At 75.2% G+C, this 22,550-nt stretch carries 5 protein-coding genes (1 of these 5 cut by a window edge); all 5 read left to right on the plus strand.

The genetic code is table 11. The features are described from left to right. Positions 1–2,162, plus strand: partial view of an amino acid adenylation domain-containing protein gene (locus ACNJ93_RS25925; RefSeq protein ID WP_418959853.1) — the end only. The gene continues 12,073 nt to the left of window position 1, outside the view; 2,162 of the gene's 14,235 nt are visible here — the last part of the coding sequence; the start codon falls outside the window, past its left edge; its stop codon occupies positions 2,160–2,162. After that, a complete protein-coding gene (locus tag ACNJ93_RS25930) occupies positions 2,159–20,338 on the plus strand; it encodes a non-ribosomal peptide synthase/polyketide synthase (protein ID WP_418959854.1) in 18,180 nt (6,059 codons plus the stop codon). Before ACNJ93_RS25925 ends, ACNJ93_RS25930 begins: the two co-directional genes overlap by 4 nt. Further along, a complete protein-coding gene (gene ccrA, locus ACNJ93_RS25935) occupies positions 20,335–21,579 on the plus strand; it encodes a crotonyl-CoA carboxylase/reductase (protein WP_418959855.1) in 1,245 nt (414 codons plus the stop codon). The genes ACNJ93_RS25930 and ccrA overlap by 4 nt, the downstream gene beginning before the upstream one ends. A gap of 97 nt (positions 21,580–21,676) precedes the next feature. After that, entirely contained in the window at positions 21,677–21,886 is a 210-nt protein-coding gene (locus ACNJ93_RS25940; protein WP_418959856.1) for an MbtH family protein, read from the plus strand. Positions 21,887–21,890: 4 nt separating this feature from the next. Beyond that, the gene (locus tag ACNJ93_RS25945) at positions 21,891–22,520 is read left to right on the plus strand and encodes a 4'-phosphopantetheinyl transferase family protein (RefSeq protein ID WP_418959857.1); all 630 of its coding nucleotides are present in this window, start codon (positions 21,891–21,893) and stop codon (positions 22,518–22,520) included. Positions 22,521–22,550 lie beyond the last annotated feature (30 nt).

Genomic DNA, 22,550 nt, shown 5'->3' on the forward strand with positions numbered 1-22,550 from the left:
CCCGGATGTACCGCACCGGCGACCGGGTCCGCTGGCGGGCCGACGGCACCCTGGAGTTCGCCGGCCGCGCCGACGCCCAGGTCAAGGTCCGCGGCTTCCGCATCGAGCTCGGCGAGGTCGAGGCCGCCGTCGCCGCCCACCCGTCCGTCGCCCAGACCGTCGTCGTCGTCCGCGAGGACCGGCCCGGCGACAAGCGCCTCGTCGCGTACGTCGTCCCGGCGGCCGGCGCCGCGCCCGACGCCGACGTCCTGCGCGCCCACGTCGCCGCCCTGCTGCCCGACTACATGACGCCCACCGCGTTCGTCGAGCTGACGGAGCTGCCGCTCACCCGCACCGGCAAGCTGGACCGCAGGGCGCTGCCCGCACCGGACTACACGGGCGGCGGCGGCCGCGCCCCGCGCAACGAGCGCGAGCAGCTGCTGTGCGCGCTCTTCGCGGACCTGCTCGGCGTCGCCGACGTCGCCGTCGACGACAACTTCTTCGCCATGGGCGGCGACAGCATCGTCTCCATCCAGCTCGTCAGCCGCGCCCGCGAGGCCGGACTCGTCCTCACCCCGCGCGACATCTTCCGGCACCAGACCGTCGAGGCCCTGGCCCTCGCCGCGACCGCCCCGGACACGGACGCCGCGACCGCGCCGGACGACGGCTCCGGTCGCGTCCCCGCGACGCCGATCATGGAGTGGCTGCGCGGACTCGGCGGCCCCGTCGAGGGCTTCAACCAGTCCGTCCTGCTGCGCACCGGCGGGAACCTCGGCGAACGCGCCCTCGTGGCCGCCGTCCAGGCGGTCCTCGACGGACACGACCTGCTCCGCGCCCGCCTCGACCGGACCGGCGACGGCCCCTGGGCCCTCGACGTCCCGCCGGCCGGCAAGACCGACGCCGCCGACGCCGTCCGCCGCGTCGACATCGGCGCGGTCTCCGACGACGCCCTCGGCGCCCTGCTCGCCGAGGAGGCCGAGACCGCCCGCCGGGCGCTCGACCCCGACCGGGGCGTCATGTTCCGCGCCGTCTGGTTCGACGCAGGGCCGGAACGCGACGGACGCCTGCTGCTCCTCGCCCACCACCTCGTCGTCGACGGCGTCTCCTGGCGCGTCCTCGTCCCCGAGCTCATGAGCTGCTGGGCGGACGCGGAAGCCGGCCGCGAGCCCGCCGTCGCGCCCGCCCGCACCTCCTTCCGCACCTGGGCCCGGCACCTCGCCGACCGCGCCCTGACCGGCGCCGTCGAGGCCGAACTTGCGCTGTGGGAACGGATGACCGCGCAGACCGACCCGCGCCTCGCCGCGCGGCCCCTCGACCCGGCCGTGGACACCCACGCCACCACCCGCCGCCGCGCCCGGACCCTGCCGGCCGGCCGCACCGAGGCCCTGCTGACCGCCGTGCCCGCCGCCACCGGCGCCGGCCCCGACGAGATCCTGCTCGCCGGACTCGCCCTGGCGCTCGCCGAATGGCGCCGCGCCCGCGGCCGCGGCGCCCACGGCGGCGGTGTCCTGCTCGACGTGGAGGGCCACGGCCGCACCGACGACGGCGGTGCCGAACTGTCCCGCACCGTCGGCTGGTTCACCACGATGCACCCGCTGCGCCTCGACCCCGGCGTCAAGTGGCACGAGATCAGGGACGGCGCCCCCGGCGCGGGAGAGGCGCTGCGCCGGGTCACCGGCCAGATCCGCGCGATCCCCGCCAAGGGCGCCGGATACGGCCTGCTCCGCCACCTCAACCCGCGCACCGCGGAGCTGCTCCGCGACGGCACCACGCCGCAGATCGGCTTCAACTACCTGGGCCGCGTGCGCACCGACCACACGGCCGGCCCCGCCGACTGGGGCGCCGCGCCCGAGGACGTGCGCATCGCCCCGACGGACCCCGGCCTGCCGTTCGCCCACAGCCTGGAGGTGAACGCGGTCACCCACGACCGGCCCTCCGGGCCCGAGCTGACCGTGACGTGGACGTGGCCCGGCGGCCTCTTCGACGACGCCGACGTCGACGACCTCACCGGCCTCTGGTTCGAGGCCCTCGACGCCCTGACGCGGTACGCCACCGCTCACGCCGCCCCCGACGGGGGCGCCGCCCGCAGTCTGACGACATCCGACCTCTCCCTGGCGGACCTGGCCCAGGACGAGATCGACGAGCTCGAGGCCGACCTGGCCGACCTGGAGGATCTGAAGTGACGCACACCAGCCGACCGGCCCGCAAGCCGTCCGGACTCGAGGGCGTCCTGCCCCTGACCCCCCTGCAGGAAGGGCTCCTGTTCCACTCCCTGCTCGACGACGGCACGGGCCCCGACGTCTACGCCGTCCAGCTCGCCGTCGACCTGGAGGGCCCGCTCGACGCGGCCCGCCTCAAGGACGCGATGACCGCGCTGCTGCGCCGGCACGCCAACCTGCGCGCCGGATTCCGGTCCGTACGGTCCGGAAAGCCGGTGCAGTTCATCCTGCGCGACGTCGAACTGCCCTGGCGCGAGGCCGACCTCACCCATCTGCCCGCCGACGAGCGGGAGGCCGAACTCGGCCGGCTCGCCGACCGGGACCGCGCCGAGCGCTTCGACCTGGCCCAGCCGCCGCTCGTCCGCTGCCTGCTGGTCCGCCGCGAGCAAGAGCTGCACCGGCTGGTCGTCACCAACCACCACATCCTGCTCGACGGCTGGTCCATGCCGGTCGTCCTGCGCGAGCTGTTCACCGTGTACGAGCGCGGCGAGAGCGCCCTGCCGCCGGTCACCCCGTACAAGAACTACCTCCAGTGGCTCTCCGCCCAGGACCGGACCGCGACCGAGCAGGTCTGGCGGCGCACGCTCGCCGGCGTCGAGGAGGTCACCCGCCTCGCCCCGGCCGGCGCCGTCCGCGAGGCGCGGATGCCCGAGCGCGTCGAGACCCTGCTCCCGGCCGACCTCGGCGACGGCATCGCCGAGCTCGCCGCCTCCGGCGCGGTCACCCTCAACACCGTCGTCCAGCTCGCCTGGGCCGTCGTCCTCGGCCGTCTGACCGGCCGCGACGACGTCGTGTTCGGCACCACCGTGGCCGGCCGCCCCGCCGACGTGCCCGGCGTCGAGTCCATGGTCGGTCTCTTCATCAACACCGTCCCCGTCCGCGTCGTCCTCGACCAGGACGAGCCCTGGTCCAAGGCGCTCGCGCGGGTGCAGAACGAGCAGTCCGACCTGGGCCCCCACCAGTACCTCGGCCTCGCCGAGATCCAGACGCTCGCCGGCGCCGGCGAACTCTTCGACACCACCGTCCTCGTGGAGAACTACCCCGTGGACCCGGCCGCCGAGGGCACCCGGCTGGACTCCGGCCTGCGCCTCGTCGGCGCCAAGGGCCGCGACGCCACCCACTACCCGCTGACCCTCGTCGTCTCCCGGACGGCCGAGGGCGTGCGGCTGCGCGTCGACTACCGGACCGACCTCTTCGACCGCGCGGAGGCGGAGCGGGTCCTCGGCCGTCTGGAGCGCGTGCTGCGCGCGGCGGTCATGGACGCGGACGAGCCCGTGGGCGCGGTCGACGTGCTGGACCCCGCCGAGCGTGAGCGGCTGTTGGGCGGCTGGAACGCGTCGGGTGCGGTGGTGCCGGCGGGTGTGGTGCCGGGGTGGTTCGCGGAGCGTGCGGCGCGGGTGCCGGGCGAGCTTGCGGTGGTGTGCGGTGGGGTGCGGTTGTCGTACGGGGAGTTGTGGTCCCGTGCGGTGGGCGTGGCGAACGCGCTGTCGCGTGTGGGTGTGGGTCGTGGTTCGGTGGTGGCGTTGGCGGTGCCGCGTTCGGTGGACGCGGTGGCGGCGATGCTGGGTGTGGGTCTGGCCGGCGGGGCGTTCCTGCCGGTGGACCTGGACTTCCCGGCGGACCGGATCGCGTACATCCTCGACGACGCCCGGCCGGTGGCCGTGCTCTCCACCGCGGACGCGGTGGCCGGGCTGCCCGACGGCGTGGACGCGCCCGTCGTCCTGCTGGACGAGGTGGCCCCCGCCGTCGAACTGGCGGTGGAGTGCGGGGTGTCGGCTTGGGACGCGGCGTATGTGCTGTACACGTCGGGTTCGACGGGGCGTCCGAAGGGCGTCGTGGTGCCGCATGGTGCGCTGGCGAATTTCCTGTGGTCGATGGGCTCCCAGGTGGGGCTGTCGGCGGGGGAGAAGTGGCTGGCGGTGACGACGTTCGGGTTCGACATCTCGTTGCTGGAGGTGTTCCTGCCGCTCGTCTCCGGTGCCGCGGTGGTGGTGGCCGAGCGTGATGTGGTGCGTGATCCGGTGCGGTTGGGCCGGCTGGTGCGGTCCGAGGGCGTGTCGGTGATGCAGGCGACGCCCAGCCTGTGGCGTGCGCTGACGGAGGCGGACCCGGAGGCCGCGCAGGGGCTGAAGATCCTGGTCGGCGGTGAGGCGCTGGACGGCCCGCTGGCGGGTCTGCTGGCGGACGCCGGTGCGTCCGTGTGGAACATGTACGGGCCGACGGAGACGACGATCTGGTCGACCAGTGCGCTCATCACGGGCGACGGGGCCACGCCGATCGGCGGGCCGATCGCCAACACGCAGGTCTACGTCCTCGACGGGCGCCTTCGGCCGGTGCCGCCCGGTGTGGCGGGGGAGCTGTACATCGCCGGCGACGGCGTGGCGCGGGGGTACTTGAACCGGCCCGGTCTGACGTCCGAGCGGTTCGTGGCGGACCCGTTCGGTGCGCCCGGTGCGCGGATGTACCGCACCGGTGACCTGGTCCGGTGGACCGACGCCGGGGTGCTGGAGTTCGTGGGCCGGGTGGACGACCAGGTGAAGGTCCGGGGCTACCGGATCGAGCTGGGCGAGGTGGAGTCGGCCCTCGCCGGCGTCCCCGGCGTCGCGCGGGCCGTGGCCATGGTGCGCGAGGACGCGCCGAACGACCGCCGCCTCGTCGGCTACGTCGTCCCCGTGGACGGGACGGTGCTGGACGGGGAGACGGTGCGCCGTGCGGTGGCGGAATCGCTGCCGGAGTACATGGTTCCCTCGGCGGTCGTCGTCCTGGACGCCGTACCGCTGACGCCCAACGGCAAGACGGACCGCAAGGCGCTCCCTGCGCCGACGTCCTCGGGCACGGCCCGCCGTGAGGCGCGGACGGCGCAGGAGGACATCCTGTGCGGTCTGTTCGCGGAGATCCTCGGCCTGCAGCGGGTCGGCATCGACGACGGCTTCTTCGACCTCGGCGGGCACTCCCTGCTCGCGACCCGCCTCGTCTCCCGCATCCGTTCCGTCCTGGGCGTGGAACTGCCCGTGCGGGCGCTGTTCGAGACCCCGACCGTCGCCGCCCTCGCCCGTCGCCTCGACGGCGGCGGCCTGGCCGAGGCCCGTACCGCGCTCGTCCCGCAGCGGCGGCCGGCCGAGGTTCCGCTCTCGTACGCCCAGCGCCGCCTGTGGTTCATCAACCAGCTGGACACCGAGAGCCCGCTGTACAACATCTCCCTGGGGCTGCGTCTGCACGGCCCGCTGGACGCGGCCGCGCTGGAGGCGGCGCTCGCCGACGTGGTGACCCGCCACGAGTCGCTGCGCACCGTCTTCCCCGCCCCCGACGGCACGCCCACGCAGGTCGTCCTCGACGCCGGGACCGTCGCGGACCGCGTGCTGAGCACGGCCGACGTGGCGCGGGACGAGGTCGCCGCGTACGTCGCCGACACCGTCCGCCGGGGCTTCGACCTGGCCGAGCAGACGCCGCTGCGCGCCAGGCTGCTCACGGTCGGGCCGGAGGAGCACGTCCTCGTGCTGGTGCTGCACCACATCGCCGGCGACGCCTGGTCCATGCGCCCGCTCGCCCGCGACCTGGGCGACGCGTACACGGCCCGCTGCGCGGGCGGCGCCCCGCAGTGGGCGCCGCTGCCGGTCCAGTACGCCGACTACGCCCTGTGGCAGCGCGAGCTCCTCGGCGACGAGGCGGACCCGGACAGCGAGATCTCCCGCCAGCTCGCCCACTGGACGAAGACCCTCCAGGGCCTCCCCGACGAGCTGACCCTGCCCACCGACCGGCCCCGCCCCGACGCCTCCTCGCACCGGGGCGAGCGGATCCGCTTCGAGCTGGACGCCGCCCTGCACCGGCAGCTGCTGACGCTCGCCCGGGAGTCCGGGACCAGCCTGTTCATGGTGCTCCAGGCGGCGCTGGCGAGCCTGCTGACCCGTCTCGGCGCGGGCACGGACATCCCCCTCGGCACGCCGATCGCCGGCCGCACGGACGACGCCGTGGAGGAGCTCGTCGGCTTCTTCATCAACGAGCTGGTGCTGCGCACCGACACCTCCGGCAACCCGTCCTTCCGCGAGCTGCTGGCCCGGGTCCGCGAGACCGACCTCGCCGCCTACGCCCACCAGGACGTCCCCTTCGAGCGCCTCGTCGAGGCCGTCAACCCGCCCCGGTCGCTGGGCCGTCACCCGCTGTTCCAGATCGTGCTGGCCCTCCAGAACACCGCGCAGCCCACGCTGGAGCTGCCGGGCCTGACCGTCGGCGCCGAGCCGGGCAGCGGCGGCGTGGCCCGCTTCGACCTGTCCTTCGGCCTCAACGAGCGCCTCACGGACGAGGGCGCCCCCGCCGGCCTCGACGCCCTCGCCGAGTTCGCCACCGACCTGTTCGACCGGGAGACGATCGAGGCGATGACGCGACGGTTCGTCGCGATCCTGCGCGCCGTGGTCGCGGACGCGGACCGCCGGATCGAGGACCTCGACATCCTGACGGCCGAGGAGCGCGACCAGCTGATCCACGGCTGGAACGACACCGACCGCCCCCTGCCCGGCCTCCTCGTGCCGGAGCTGATCGAGGCCCAGGCGGCCCGTACCCCGGACGCGCCGGCCGTGTCCGGCGGCGAGGCGGTGCTCTCGTACGCGGAGCTGAACGAGCGTGCCAACCGGCTGGCGCATCTGCTGATCGGCCGCGGCGCGGGTCCCGAGTCCGTCGTCGCGATCGCGGTGCCGCGCTCGCCCGAGATGGTCGTCGCCGTGCTCGCCGTGCTGAAGTCCGGCGCGGCCTACCTGCCGGTGGACACCGAGTACCCCGCCGACCGCATCGCCTACATGCTGGCCGACTCCGCGCCGGCCCTCGTCGTCACCACCCAGGACGTCCGGCCGCACCTGCCCAAGGGCGCCACGCAGCCGGTCGTCGTCCTCGACGCCCCCGCGACCGCCGACGAGCTGGCCGCCCAGCCCGCGCGGAACCCGGTGGACGCCGACCGCACGAGCCGGCTGCTGCCCGACCACGCCGCGTACGTCATCTACACCTCCGGCTCGACCGGCACCCCCAAGGGCGTCGTCGTCCGGCACGCGGGCCTCGCCGACTACGTCGTCGGCGCGGCCGAGGACTACCGGGGCGTGTCGGGCGCGGTGCTGCTCCACTCCTCCGTCTCCTTCGACACCACGGTGACCTCGCTGCACGTGCCGCTGACCGTCGGCGGGCACATCCGTCTCACCGACTTCCTCGAAGGCGCCGTCGAGAAGGACTTCACCCTCCTGAAGGTGACGCCCAGCCACCTCGGCATGCTCAGCGACTCCGTCGGGTCGGCCCCCGCCGACGCCGAACTCCTCGTCGCGGGCGAGGCCCTGACCTCGGCCGCCCTCGCCTCCTGGCGCCGGCTCCACCCGGACGGCGCGCTGTTCAACGTCTACGGCCCCACCGAGACCACCGTCAGCGCCGTCCAGCACCGGATCGGCCCGGGCGAGGAACTGCCCGACGGCGCCGTCCCGATCGGCCGCCCGCTCCGCAACACCCGGGCCTACGTCCTCGACCGCCGCCTCACCCCGGTCCCGGCCGGCGTTCCCGGCGAGCTGTACCTCGCCGGCGACGGCGTGGCCCGCGGCTACCTGAACCGCCGCGGCCTCACCGCCGAACGCTTCGTCGCCGACCCGTACGGGCCCGCCGGCACGCGCATGTACCGCACCGGCGACGTCGTGCGCCGCCGCGCCGACGGCGTCCTGGAGTTCGTCGGCCGCGCCGACGACCAGGTCAAGATCCGCGGCCACCGCATCGAGCTCGGCGAGGTCGAGGCCGCGCTCGCGGCCGTCCCCGGCGTCGCCCGCGCCGTCGCGGCCGTCCGCGAGGACACCCCCGGCAACCGCCGCCTGGTCGGCTACCTCCTGCCCGCCGAGGGCGCCGCCCCGCACGAGGAGGCGGTCCGCCGCCAGGTCGCGGCCGTCCTGCCCGAGTACATGGTGCCGTCGGCCCTCGTCGTCCTCGACGCGGTGCCGCTGACGCCGAACGGCAAGACCGACCGCACGGCCCTGCCCGCGCCGCAGCAGACCGCGCCGGTACGGGGCAGGGAGCCGCGCACCCCGCAGGAGGCGATCCTCTGCGGCCTGTTCGCCGAGGTCCTCGGCGTCGGCGGGGTCGGCGTCCACGACGGCTTCTTCGAGCTGGGCGGGCACTCGCTGCTCGCCACCCGGCTGCTCAGCCGCATCCGCGCGGTGCTGGGCGTCCAGCTCGGCATCCGGGCCCTGTTCGAGGCCCCGACCGTCGCCGGACTCGCCGAGCGCCTCGACGGGGCGGCCACGGCCCGCCCGGCGCCCGCGCCGGCCGTCCGGCCCGACTCCGTCCCGCTGTCGTACGCCCAGCGCCGCCTGTGGTTCGTCAACCGGATGGACCCGGAGAGCCCGCTCTACAACATCCCCATGGTCCTCCGGCTGGCCGGAGCCCTCGACCGGGACGCCCTCGCCGCCGCCGTCGCCGACGTGGTGCTGCGGCACGAGAGCCTGCGGACCGTCTTCCCGGCGGAGGACGGCGAACCGCGCCAGGCCGTCCTCGACGGCGCGGCGCAGCCCGTCGGCCTCACCGTCCTCGACGCCTCCGACGGGGCCGACGCCTCCGACGGGGCCGACGCCCAGGCGCTGATCGCCGGGCTGGCCGGCCGCGGCTTCGACCTCACCCGGGAAGCGCCCCTGCGGGCCACGCTGCTGGCCACAGGACCGGACGAGCACCTTCTCGTCCTCGTCCTGCACCACATCGCCGGCGACGCCGGCTCCCTCGCCCCGCTCGCCGCGGACCTCTCCACGGCGTACGCGGCCCGGCTCCAGGGCACGGCCCCGCAATGGGCGCCGCTGCCCGTCCAGTACGCGGACTACACGCTCTGGCAGCGCGAACTGCTCGGCGACGAGTCCGACCCGGACAGCGAGATCGCCCGCCAGCTCGCGCACTGGACCGAGGCACTTGCCGGACTGCCGGAGGAGCTCGCCCTGCCCACGGACCGGCCCCGCCCGACGAGCGGCGCGCAGCGCGGCGCGAAGCTGCGGTTCTCCTTCGACGCCCAGCTGCACCGGCGGCTCCTCGCCCTGGCCGGCGCCACGGGCACGAGCCTCTTCATGGTCCTGCAGGCCGGACTCGCGGCCGTCCTGAACCGGCTCGGCGCGGGCGACGACATCCCGATCGGCGCCCCGATCGCGGGCCGCACCGACGACACCCTCGACGACCTCGTCGGCTTCTTCCTCAACACCCTGGTCCTGCGCACCGACACCTCCGGCGCGCCGTCCTTCCGCGAGCTGCTCGCCCGGGTCCGGGAGACCGACCTCGCGGCGTACGCCCACCAGGACCTGCCGTTCGAGCGCATCGTCGAGGCGCTCAACCCGCAGCGGTCGCTGACCCGTCACCCCCTCTTCCAGGTGACGCTGACCGTGCAGAACTCGCGTGACGCCGCCCTCGAACTGCCGGGCCTGTCCGTGTCCGCCGAGGCCGGCACGTCCGCCTGGGCCCGCTTCGACCTCTCCCTGGGACTCGGCGAGCGGCACACCGCGAACGGTGTCCCGAACGGCCTCGAAGGCGTCGCCGACTACTCCGCGGACCTCTTCGACCGCGAGACGGTCGACACCGTCGTCGCCCGCCTGGAGCGCCTGCTCCGCGCGGCCGTCGCCGACCCCGACCGCTCCATCGCCGACATCGACGTCCTCGACTCGGCCGAGCGTGAGCGGTTGTTGGGCGGCTGGAACGCGTCGGGTGCGGTGGTGCCGGCGGGTGTGGTGCCGGGGTGGTTCGCGGAGCGTGCGGCGCGGGTGCCGGGCGAGCTTGCGGTGGTGTGCGGTGGGGTGCGTCTGTCGTACGGGGAGTTGTGGTCCCGTGCGGTGGGTGTGGCGAACGCGCTGTCGCGTGTGGGTGTGGGGCGTGGTTCGGTGGTGGCGTTGGCGGTGCCGCGTTCGGTGGACGCGGTGGCGGCGATGCTGGGTGTGGGTCTGGCGGGCGGGGCGTTCCTGCCGGTGGACCTGGACTTCCCGGCGGACCGGATCGCGTACATCCTCCACGACGCCGCCCCGTCGGTGATCCTGTCGACCCGCGACAGCGAGGACAGCTTGCCCGAGGCGGCCGGAGTCCCGGTGCTGCTCCTCGACACCGTCGAGCCCGCCGCCGAACTGGCGGTGGAGTGCGGGGTGTCGGCTTGGGACGCGGCGTACGTGCTGTACACGTCGGGTTCGACGGGGCGTCCGAAGGGCGTCGTGGTGCCGCATGGTGCGCTGGCGAATTTCCTGTGGTCGATGGGCTCCCAGGTGGGGCTGTCGGCGGGGGAGAAGTGGCTGGCGGTGACGACGTTCGGGTTCGACATCTCGTTGCTGGAGGTGTTCCTGCCGCTCGTTTCTGGTGCCGCGGTGGTGGTGGCCGAGCGTGATGTGGTGCGTGATCCGGTGCGGTTGGGCCGGCTGGTGCGGTCCGAGGGCGTGTCGGTGATGCAGGCGACGCCCAGCCTGTGGCGTGCGCTGCTGGACGAGGATCCGGAGGCCGCGCGAGGTCTGCGCGTGCTCGTCGGCGGCGAGGCGCTGGACGCGCAGCTCGCCGACGCCCTTGCCGACGCGGGTGCGGCGGTCTGGAACATGTACGGGCCGACGGAGACCACGATCTGGTCGACCAGCGCGCTCATCACGGGCGACGGGGCCACGCCGATCGGCGGGCCGATCGCCAACACGCAGGTCTACGTCCTCGACGGGCGGCTGCGCCTCGTCCCGCCGGGCGTGGCCGGTGAGCTGTACATCGCCGGCGACGGGGTCGCCCGGGGCTACCTCGGTCGCCCCGGTCTGACGTCCGAGCGCTTCGTGGCGGACCCGTTCGGTGCGCCCGGTGCGCGGATGTACCGCACCGGTGACCTGGTCCGGTGGACCGACGCCGGGGTGCTGGAGTTCGTGGGCCGGGTGGACGACCAGGTGAAGGTCCGGGGCTACCGGATCGAGCTGGGCGAGGTGGAGTCGGCCCTCGCCGGCGTCCCCGGCGTCGCGCGGGCCGTGGCCATGGTGCGCGAGGACGCGCCGAACGACCGCCGCCTCGTCGGCTACGTCGTTCCGACGGACGCAACGGCGCTGGATCCGGAGGCACTTCGGCGCGCCGTCGCCGCGGTGCTGCCGGAGTACATGGTCCCGTCGGCGGTCGTCGTCCTGGACGCCGTACCGCTGACGCCCAACGGCAAGACGGACCGCAAGGCGCTCCCTGCGCCGACGTCCTCGGGTGCGGCCCGCCGTGAGGCGCGGACGGCGCAGGAGGACATCCTGTGCGGTCTGTTCGCGGAGATCCTGGGCCTGTCCCGGGTCGGCATCGACGACGGCTTCTTCGACCTCGGCGGGCACTCCCTGCTGGCGACCCGCCTCGTCTCCCGCATCCGTGCGGTCCTGGGCGTGGAACTGCCCGTGCGGGCGCTGTTCGAGACCCCGACCGTCGCCGCCCTCGCCCCGCTCCTGGAGCGAGGCGGGGAGGCCAGGCCGGCGCTCGTCCCGCAGCAGCGGCCCGTCGACGTGCCGCTCTCGTACGCCCAGCGCCGCCTGTGGGCCCTGAGCCAGCTGGGCGCCACGGCCGGGACGTACAACATCCCGATGGTCACCCGGCTCCGCGGCCCGCTGGACGCGGCCGCGCTGGAAGCGGCGCTCGCGGACGTGGTGACCCGCCACGAGTCGCTGCGCACCGTCTTCCCCGCCCCCGACGGCACGCCCACGCAGGTCGTCCTCGACCCGGCCGAGGCGCGTCCGTACCTGCACGTCGTGCGGGTCGAGGAGTCCGGCGTCGACGCGGCGGTCGCCGCCGCGCAGCGCCTCGACTTCGCGCTGGACACCGATCTGCCGCTGCGCGCCCAGCTGTTGGAGCTCGGCCCGGAGGACCACGTCCTGGTACTGGTGCTGCACCACATCGCCGGCGACGCGTCCTCCATGCGCCCCCTGGTGCAGGACCTGGCCGCCGCGTACACGGCCCGCTGCGCGGGCGGCGCCCCGCAGTGGGCGCCGCTGCCGGTCCAGTACGCCGACTACGCCCTGTGGCAGCGCGAGCTGCTCGGCGACGAGGCGGACCCGGACAGCGAGATCTCCCGCCAGCTCGCGCACTGGACGAAGACCCTCCAGGGCCTTCCCGACGTCCTGGCCCTGCCCACCGACCGGCCGCGTCCGGAGGAGGCCGGGCACGAGGGCGGACTGGTGTCCCTCGCGCTCGACGACGAGCTGCACGCCGGTCTGCTCGACCTCGCGCGCTCCAGCAGGACCACGGTCTTCATGGTCCTCCAGGCGGCGCTCGCGGGCCTGCTGACCCGCCTCGGCGCGGGCACGGACGTCCCGATCGGCACGCCCGTGGCGGGCCGCGGCGACGAGGCGCTCGACGACCTGGTCGGCTTCTTCGTCAACACCCTGGTGCTGCGCACCGACACCTCCGGCAACCCGTCCTTCCGCGAGCTGCTGGCCCGGGTCCGCGAGACCGACCTCGCCGCCTACGCCCACCAGGACGTGCCCTTCGAGCGCGTCGTGGACGCCGCGGCTCCGCGGCGGTCGCCCGCGCACCACCCGCTGTTCCAGGTCATGCTGTCCCTGGACAACGTCTCCCGGGCCGACGTGGACCTCGCGGGGCTGACCGTCGAGGCCGTCGGCGAGCCCGCCGGGGACGGTGCGGGACGCGCCAAGTTCGACCTGTCGGTGCGGCTCTCCGAGCGGCGCTCCGACGAGGGCGCGCCGGCGGGCCTGCACGGCACCGTGGCTTTCGCCGCGGACCTGTTCGACCGGGAGACCGTCGAGGCGATGACGCGACGGTTCGTCGCGGTCCTGCGCGCCGTGGTCGCGGACGCGGACCGGCGGATCGAGGACCTCGACATCCTGACCGCCGAGGAGCACCACCAGCTGATCCACGGCTGGAACGACACCGCCCGCCCGCTGCCCGGCCTCCTCGTTCCGCAGCTGATCGAGGCGCAGGTCGCCCGCACCCCGGACGCGCCCGCCCTCGCCGCGGGCGAGACCGAGCTGTCGTACGCGGAGCTGAACGAGCGTGCCAACCGGCTGGCGCATCTGCTGATCGGCCGCGGCGCGGGGCCCGAGTCGGTCGTCGCGATCGCGGTGCCGCGCTCGCCCGAGATGGTCGTCGCGGTCCTCGCCGTGCTGAAGTCCGGCGCGGCCTACCTGCCGGTGGACACCGAGTACCCCGCCGACCGGATCGCGTACTTCTTCGACGACGCCCGGCCGCGCCTGGTGGTCACCACCGGCGACGCGGAGGCCCGGATCCCGCACGCGACGGACGCCGAGCGGATCGTCCTCGACGCGCCCGACACCGCGGCCGCGCTCGCCGCGCAGCCCGTGCGGAACCCGGCCGACGCCGACCGCACCGCCCCGCTGACGGCCCGGACCCCCGCGTACGTCATCTACACGTCCGGCTCCACCGGCCGCCCCAAGGGCGTCGTCGTCGAGCACGGCGGCATCCCCAACATCGTCCTGGCCAGGACCGGTCCGTACGCGATGGGCCCGGGGAGCAGGGCCCTGCAGTTCGCGTCGCTCAGCTTCGACGCCGCGATGTCGGAGATCTGCACCCCGCTGTCCGCCGGCGCCTGCCTGGTGCTCGGCCCGGCCGACATGCTGCTTCAGGTCGCCGAACTGCCCGCGCTGCTGCGCGAGCAGGGTGTCACTCACGCGACGCTGCCGCCGGCGGTGCTCGCCCAGCTGTCGCCCGCGAGCCTGCGCACCGTCCGCACCCTCGTGACGGCGGGCGAGGCCGCCCCGGCGGGCCTGGTCGCCACCTGGGCGCCAGGGCGGCGCATGTTCAACGCGTACGGGCCCACCGAGACCACCGTGTCCTGCACCATGGCCGGGCCGCTGGCGCCCGAGGCCGGCGTGCCGCCGATCGGCGGGCCGCTGCCCAACATGCGCGCCTACGTGCTGGACGACCGGCTGCGGCCCGTGCCCGTCGGCGTCCCCGGCGAGCTGTACGTCGCCGGGATCGGCGTGGCCCGCGGCTACCTGGGCCGCCCCGGCCTGACCGCCGAGCGGTTCGTGGCCGACCCGTTCGGCCCGGCCGGCAGCCGGATGTACCGCACCGGCGACGTGGTCAGCCGGCTGCGCGACGGACGGCTGCGGTTCGTCGGCCGCGCCGACGACCAGGTGAAGCTGCGCGGCTTCCGGATCGAACTCGGCGAGGTGGAGGCCGCCCTGGCCGAGGCGCCCGGCGTGGCGCGTGCCGTGGCGACCGTCCGGGAGGACCGCCCCGGCGTCCGGCAGCTCGTCGGTTACCTCGTGCCCGAGGCCGGCCGCGGCCTGGACCTGGGCGCGGTGCGGACGCACCTGCGCGCCGCCCTGCCGGCGCATCTGCTGCCGTCCGTCCTGATGGAGCTCGACCGGATCCCGCTGACCGTCAACGGCAAGACCGACAAGGCCGCGCTGCCCGCCCCCGAGCAGCCGGCGCCCGCGCCCGCCGCCCCGGCGGCGCGGGGACGCGAGCACGTCGCCGGCGACGACCCGCGGGCCCTGCTGTGCGGGATCGTCGGCGAGGTGCTCCACCTGGCCGAGGTCGGTGCCGACGACAACTTCTTCGCCCTCGGCGGCGACAGCATCAACGCCATCCAGGTCGCCGGCCGCGCCCGGCAGGCCGGCCTGGTCCTCACCCCGCGGGACATCTTCCGCCACCAGACCGTGGCGGAGCTGGTGGCCGCGGTCCGGCCCGCCGCCGAGGCCGCACCCGTCGCCGACGACGGCGTCGGGGCGATCCCCGGCACCCCGGTGGTCCGCTGGCTGCACCAGCTCGGCGGCCCCTTCCAGGGCCTCAACCAGTCCGTCCTGCTGCGGGTCCCCGGCGGCCTCGGACAGGACGCGCTGACCTCGGCCGTCCAGGCCGTCGTCGACCACCACGACGTCCTGCGCGCCCGGCTCACCGGAGCCGAGCTCGGTCTGCCCTGGAACCTGGAGACCGCGCCGCGCGGCAGCGTGGACGCCCGCGCCTGTGTCACCCGCGTCGACCTGCGGGACGCCGGCGACCTCGCCGCGGCCGTGTCGGCTCAGGGCGAGGCGGCCCGGCGCCGGCTCGACCCGGAGAACGGCCGCCTGCTCGAAGTCGTCTGGTTCGACGCCGGCCCCGACGAGCAGGGACTCCTCCTCGTCCTCCTGCACCACCTGGTCGTCGACGGGGTGTCGTGGCGGATCCTGCTGCCCGACCTCGCCGCCGCCTGGCAGGCGGTGCGCGACGGCCGCGAACCGCGGCCCGCGCCCGTCGGGACGACGTTCCGCCGCTGGGCGCAGGCCCTCGTCATGGAGGCGCAGAACCCGGCCCGGATCGCCGAACTGCCGCTGTGGCGGCGGCAGACCCAGGAGCCCGACGCGCTCCTGGGCGCGCGCCGCCTCGACCCGGCCGTCGACACGCGGGGCACCGCCGAGCACCTGACGGCCGCCCTGCCGGCGGACCTGACGACGGCGCTGCTGACCGACGTGCCGGCCCGCTTCCGCACCCAGATCAACGACGTGCTGCTCACCGGGCTGTCCCTCGCCGTCGCCCGGTGGCGCCGGCGCTGGACCCAGGACGCCTCCCACGCGGTCCTGGTCGACCTGGAGGGCCACGGCCGCGAGGAGCTCGACGAGACCCTCGACCTGTCCCGTACGGTCGGCTGGTTCACCAGCAGGTTCCCCGTCCGGCTCGACCCGGGCGCGATCGACCTGGACGAGGCCCTGGAAGGGGGCGCCGCCACCGTCGCCGCGCTCGGCCGCGTCAAGGAGCAGCTGCGGGCCCTGCCCGACAACGGGCTCGGCTACGGCCTGCTGCGCTACCTGAACGCGGACACCGCGCTCGCCCTCGCGGGCGCCGCCACCCCGCAGATCGGCTTCAACTACCTGGGGCGGGTCGGCACCGGCGGCGACACGCTCGGCGAGGACGGGCCCGCGGGCTGGGCGAGCGCGTCCGACCTGCGGATCCCGCTGCTGCCCGCCGACCCGGGCATGCCGTTCGGCCACGCCGTGGAGATCAACGCGGTGACCCGGGACGGCGACGGCGGGCCGCGGCTCCACGTCACGTACTCCTGGCCGGCCGGTCTGTTCGACCGCGCCGCGATGGAGGAGCTGGCCGAGCTGTGGTTCACCGCCCTGCGCGCCCTCGCCGACCCCGGCCAGTCCGAGCGCGGCGACGGCCTCACCCCCGGCGACCTGCCGACGTCCGGGCTGACCCAGCCCGAGATCGACGAACTCGCCGCCGCACCCGGCGGCCTGGAGGACGCCTTCGCGCTCACCCCGCTCCAGGAGGGCCTGTTCTTCCACGCCCTCCAGGCGGACCCCGGCGCCACGGACGTCTACACCGTCCAGCTGGTCCTCGACCTCGAGGGCCCGCTCGACCCGGCGGCCCTGCGGACCGCCGGCCAGACCGTCCTGGACCGCCACCCCAACCTGAGGGCCGGCTTCCACCACCGCGCGAACGGAGCGACCGTCCAGGTCGTGCCCCGCGCCGCGGCCCTGCCCTGGGACGAGGCCGACCTGAGCGCGCTGCCCGAGGACGCGGCGCAGCGGGAGCTGGCGGCCCTCACCGAGGCCGCCCGCGGGCGCCGGTTCGACCTGAGCCGGCCGCCGCTGGTCCGCTTCCTGCTGATCCGCCTCGGCGCCGAGCGGCACCGGCTGGTCATCACCAAGCACCACATCCTGCTCGACGGCTGGTCGATGCCGCTGTTCCTGCGCGAGCTGGTCACCCTGTACGAGAACGGCGGCGACGCCTCGGCGCTGCCCGCGCCCGTCCCGTTCCGCTCGTACGTCACCTGGCTCGCCGCCCAGGACCGCACGGCGAGCGAGCGCGCCTGGCGGGACACGCTCGCCGGCGTCACGGAGCCCACCCTGCTCGCCCCGGGGCGGGAGCCGGCCGGGCCGGCGCTGCCGGAGCAGATCGTCCACGACCTGTCCCCGGAGCTCACCGCCTCCCTCCAGGCGCACGCGGCCCGCGCCGGCGTCACCATGAACACCGTCGTGCAGACGGCCTGGGCGCTGGTCCTCGGCCGTCATCTGGGCCGCGACGACGTCCTGTTCGGGACCACGGTCTCCGGCCGGCCGCCGGAGCTGCCCGGCGCCGAGAACATGATCGGCCTGTTCATCAACACGCTGCCCGCGCGCGTCCGGTTCGACCGCTCCGAGCGCTGGAGCGCCGCCCTGGCCCGCGTCCAGGACGAACAGACCGCCCTGCGCACCCACCAGTACCTCGGCCTCGCCGACGTGCACCGGATCGCGGGCGTGCGGCCGCTGTTCGACACGGCCCTCGTCTACGAGAACTACCCGGTGCCGGAGAACACCGGGCGCTCCTCCTCCCGGCTGCGGGCCACCGCGGTGCAGGGCCGGGACGCCGCTCACTACCCGCTGCTGCTGGTCGCGTCGCTGCGCGCCGACGGGCTGCGGTTCCGGCTCGACCACCGGCCCGACGTGATCGGCGCGGCGACCGCACCGGCCCTGCTGGAGCGGCTGACGCGTGTCCTGGAGTCGGTCGCGGCCGACCCGGAGCAGCCGGTGGGACGCGTGGGCGGGCCGACGGCCGGCCTGTCCCCGGAGGAGCGCCGGGCGCTCGCCGACGGCGGCATGCGCACCGCGCTCGCCCCGTCCGGCCCGCACGGCACGCTGCTCGACACGATCCACGGCCGGGTCGCCGCCCTCGCCGCCCGCACCCCGGACGCCGTCGCAGTGTCCCTCGGCGGCGAGCGGCTCACCTGGCGGGAACTGGACGAGCGCGCCAACCGGCTGGCCCGGCTGCTGCACGAGCTGGGCGCCGGACCGGAGTCGCGCGTCGGCGTCCTGCTGGACCGGTCGCCCCGGCTGGTCGTCGCCTTCCTCGCCGTCCTCAAGGCCGGCGCGGTCTGTGTGCCGCTGGAGCCCGCGCACCCCGAGGCACGGCAGCGGACCGTCCTCGAACGGGCGGGCGCGCGGCTGCTGCTCACCGACGCGGCCCGTGCCGCCGGCTGGGCCGGCGCCCCGGGCGAGGCCCTGACGACGGTCGCCGTCGACACCGACCCGCGCACGGACCGCCAGGAGTCCACCGATCCCGGCGCGGCCGTCCAGCCGGACCGGCTGGCGTACGTGATGTTCACCTCCGGCTCCACGGGCGTGCCCAAGGGCGTCGCCGTGACCCACCGCGACGTCGTCGAGCTCGCCGACGAGCCCTGCTGGGCGCCGGGCGCGCTGGAACGGGTGCTGTTCCACTCGTCGCACGCCTGGGACGCCGCGCTGCTGGAGCTGTGGGGGACCCTGCTCAACCACGGGACCGTCGTCGTGGCCCCGCCCGGCGCGAGCGACCTGCGGGAGCTCGCCCGGCTCGTGGCCGACGAGCGCGTCACCGGACTGTGGCTGACCGCCGGTCTGTTCCGCTGGCTCGCGGAGGAGGAGCCCGGCTGCTTCGCCGGCGTCCGCGAGGTGCGCACCGGTGGCGACGTGGTCCCCGCCGACGCCGTCCGCAAGGTGCTCGCCGCCTGCCCCGGCACGGTCGTCAGCAACGGCTACGGCCCCACCGAGACCACGGTGTTCGCGACCCACCACGTGATGCGGGCCGGCGACCCCGTCCCGGACAACGTGCCGATCGGCGTCCCGCTCGCCGGGATGGCGGCCTACGTGCTGTCGCCCGAGCTGGAGCCGGTCCCGGCCGGCGCCGTCGGCGAGCTGTACCTCGCCGGCTCCGGTCTCGCCCGCGGATACGAGAACGACCCGGCGCTGACCGCCCGTTCCTTCGTCGCCGACCCGTTCGGGGGGCCGGGGGCGCGGATGTACCGCTCGGGGGACCTGGCGCGCCGCCGCCCCGACGGCGTCCTCGAGTTCGTCGGCCGGGCCGACGACCAGGTGAAGCTGCGCGGCTTCCGCGTCGAGCTCAGCGAGGTCGACGGCGCGCTCGCGGCCCTGCCCGGGGTGGCCCACGCGGTCTGCCTCGTCCGGGAGGACCGCCCCGGCGACAAGCGCCTCGTCGCCTACACGGTGCCCGCGCCCGGCGAAACCGCCCCGGAACCGTCGGAGTTGCGGGCCCGGCTGGCCGAGACGCTGCCGGACTACCTGGTGCCGGCCGCGTTCGTCGCCGTCGACGCGCTGCCGCTCACCGCCAACGGCAAGCTGGACCGGGCGGCGCTGCCCGCTCCCGCCGACGCCGGGCGCGGCGGGCGCGGTCCGCGGACCCCGCGCGAGGAACTTCTGTGCGGACTGTTCGCGGATGTCCTCGGCGTCGCCGAGGTCGGCATCGACGACGACTTCTTCGCCCTCGGCGGCAACTCGCTGCTGGCGGCCGGACTGGTCAGCCGGATCCGTTCCGTGCTCGGCGCGGAGCTCGGCATCCAGGCCCTGTTCCTGGCGCCGACCGTCGCCGGGGTCGGCGCCGCCCTCGACGACGGGGACGCGGACGCCGCGGGCGCGCTGGACGTCCTCCTGCCGCTGCGCACCCGGGGCGAACTCCCGCCAGTCTTCTGCTTCCACGCCGCGGGCGGCCTGAGCTGGCGGTACGCGGCCCTGCTGCGGCACCTGCCGGCCGGACACCCGGTGTACGGGCTGCAGGCCCGCGCCTTCGCCGAGCCCGGCCACCGGCCGGCGAGCCTGGAGGAGGTCGCCGCCGACTACGCGGCGCGGATCCGCTCGGTCCGGCCCTCCGGCCCCTACCACCTGCTGGGCTGGTCGCTCGGCGGCCTGGTCGCCCAGGCGGTCGCGGTGCTCCTGGAGGAGGCCGGTGAGGAGGTCGCGACCGTGGCGGTCCTGGACTCCTACCCGGCCCGGCCCGGCGACCCGGTCGTCGTGCCGCCCGCCGGGCAGGTCCTCGGCGCGCTCCTCGACGCGGCCGGCGTCGGTCCCGACCGGGGCGAGGAGGAGCTGACCCCCGAGGCGGGCGCCGCGCTGCTGCGGACCCGCGGGGGGCCGCTCGCGGCGCTGCTCGCCGACCGGGTGGGCACCGTCGTGGACGCGTACCGCACCGGAGTCGAGCTGCGCGCCGGGTTCACGCCCCGCCGTTTCTCCGGCGACCTGCTCCTGTTCGTCGCCAACGGCGGCGCGGGCGACGGGAGTTCCGACGGCGCCGCGGACGCGGTCGCCGAGAAGGCGGAGCGCTGGCGGCCGTACGTCGCGGGCGCCGTCGCCGTCCACCCGGTCGACTGCCGGCACGAGGACATGCTGCGGCCCGCCCCGCTGGCCGTCGTCGGCGACGTGCTCGCCGCTCACCTGAACGCACGCACCACAAGGAAGGACAGCCGATGACCCGGGAGTTGTACGAACTGGGGGAGATGCCCCCGCTGGGCGAGGTGCCCCGCTACATGTACGCCGGGGTGACCCGGCGCGAGCGGTACGGCCCGCCCGAGCGGTCGATCCAGGTCGAGACGGTCGAGGTGCCCCCGGTCGGACGGGGGCAGGTGCTCGTCATGGTGATGGCCGCGGGGATCAACTACAACGGCGTCTGGGCCGGTCTCGGCACGCCCGCCGACGTCATCGCCGACCGGCAGCGGGCCGGCGATCCGCTGGACTACCACATCAGCGGGTCCGAGGGCGCCGGAGTCGTCTGGGCCGTGGGCGAGGGCGTCAAGCAGCTCAAGGTCGGCGACCAGGTGATCGTCGGCGGGGTCAAGTGGGACGAGTCGGCCCCCGACATCCGGCTCGGCGTCGACCCGACCGCCTCCCGCTCCCAGCGGGCCTGGGGCTACGAGCTGAACCACGGCTCCTTCGCGCAGTTCACCCTGGCCGACGAGTACCAGTGCCACAAGAAGCCCCCGCACCTGACGTGGGAGGAGGCCGGCTGCTTCCTGGGCGGCGGCTCCACCTCGTACCGCATGCTCACGGGCTGGCACCCGCACACCGTCCGGCCCGGCGATCCCGTCCTCGTGTGGGGCGGCGCCGGCGGGCTCGGATCCATGGCGATCCAGATCGTGAAACATTTCGGCGGAATTCCCGTCGCCGTGGTGTCGGACGAGGACAAATTCGACTACTGTAAACGCCTGGGCGCGCACGGCGTCATCAATCGGAACGATTTCGACCACTGGGGCCGGCTGCCCGATTCCAGCGACACCGTCGCCTATCGGGAATGGCTCTCCGGCGTCCGCTCCTTCGGCCGTGCCTTCTGGGACGCGCTCGGCGAGCGCAGAGACCCGTGGATCGTCCTGGAGCACCCCGGCCGGGCCACCCTGCCGACCTCGGTCTACGTCTGCGACCGGGCCGGTATGGTCGTCACCTGCGCCGGTACCAGCGGCTACAACGGCGACATCGACCTGCGCTTCCTCTGGATGTTCCAGAAGCGGCTGCAGGGCTCGCACGCCGCGAACGTGCGCCAGACCGCGGCGGTCATCGACCTCGTCGCGGCCGGCCGCATCGACCCCTGCCTGAGCCTCGTCCTGCCGTTCGCCGAGATCGGCCGGGCCCATCAGCTGGTCTACGAGAACAAGCAGCCGCCGGGCAATTCGGCGGTCCTCGTGAACGCGCCCGAAGCGGGCCTCACGGATATGCCCTGAAGTTTTTCGGAAAAGCCTTGCCGATCTTTCTGGAATTCGTTAGTAATATCGGCGAGGGAAAAGAAGTCGCTTCGCTCGAAAGAAAAGGAACAAAGAAATGACGAACCCGTTCGAGAACGCCGAAGGCCGCTACATCGTCCTGGTCAACGACGAGGGCCAGCACTCCCTGTGGCCGGACTTCGCCGAGGTCCCCGCCGGCTGGGAGGTCGCCTTCGCGGAGAACGACCGCCAGTCCTGCCTCGACTACATCGAGGCCAACTGGACCGACATGCGGCCCAAGAGCCTCGTCCGCGCGATGGCGGCCTGACCCCGTGGCAGACCCCGGCGCCGTCACAGTGATCTGGGGTCCTGTCGCCTCCGGCGAACGGCGCGCGGCGCACACGCTGCTGCTGCGCGCCGCCGCGGAGCTCACCGGCAGCCCGCTCCACCGGATCGGGCTCGTCCACGAACCCGGCGGCCGCCCGCGGCTCACCGGAGCAGCCGCCGCCCTGCACGTGAGCCTGAGTCACAGCCCCGGCGCCCGGGCCGTGGCGCTCGCCGCCCGGGCCCCGGTCGGCGTCGACATCGAGACCGTGCGGCCCCTGCCCGCCCTCGCGCTCGCCCGGCGCTGGCTCGCCCCCTCGGACGCCGACTGGCTCGGCCGCCTCCCCGCGGCGGACCGGGTCCGTGCCTTCTACTGGATCTGGACCCAGAAGGAGGCCGTCGGCAAGGCCCGCGGCCACGGGCTCGCCCACGGCGGGCTCACCCAGCCCCTGTCCCACCCCCCGCGCTGGCCCCCGGCCCCCGCCCGGACCCGCGCCCTGCGCGCCCTGCCGGGCGGAACCGGAGCCGCGAGCGCGGTCCTGCCCACCGGCCCCGGCCCGTACGGACCGCACGTCCTCGCGGTCGCCGGCCTCGGCCCCCCGGGCACCCCGGTCGACCTGCGCCGCTGCGACCCCTGACGCACCACCACCCACGCCCCACGACCACCA

The sequence above is a fragment of the Streptomyces tritici genome, assembly GCF_048500665.1.
In the GTDB taxonomy this organism is placed as follows: Bacteria; Actinomycetota; Actinomycetes; order Streptomycetales; family Streptomycetaceae; genus Streptomyces; species Streptomyces tritici.

What these genes read in the sequence shown, in the direction of transcription:
- ccrA (WP_418959855.1), top strand. Translation starts at nt 20,335, where the DNA reads ATGACCCGGGAGTTGTACGAACTGGGGGAGATGCCCCCGCTGGGCGAG.
- ACNJ93_RS25940 (WP_418959856.1), top strand. Translation starts at nt 21,677, where the DNA reads ATGACGAACCCGTTCGAGAACGCCGAAGGCCGCTACATCGTCCTGGTC.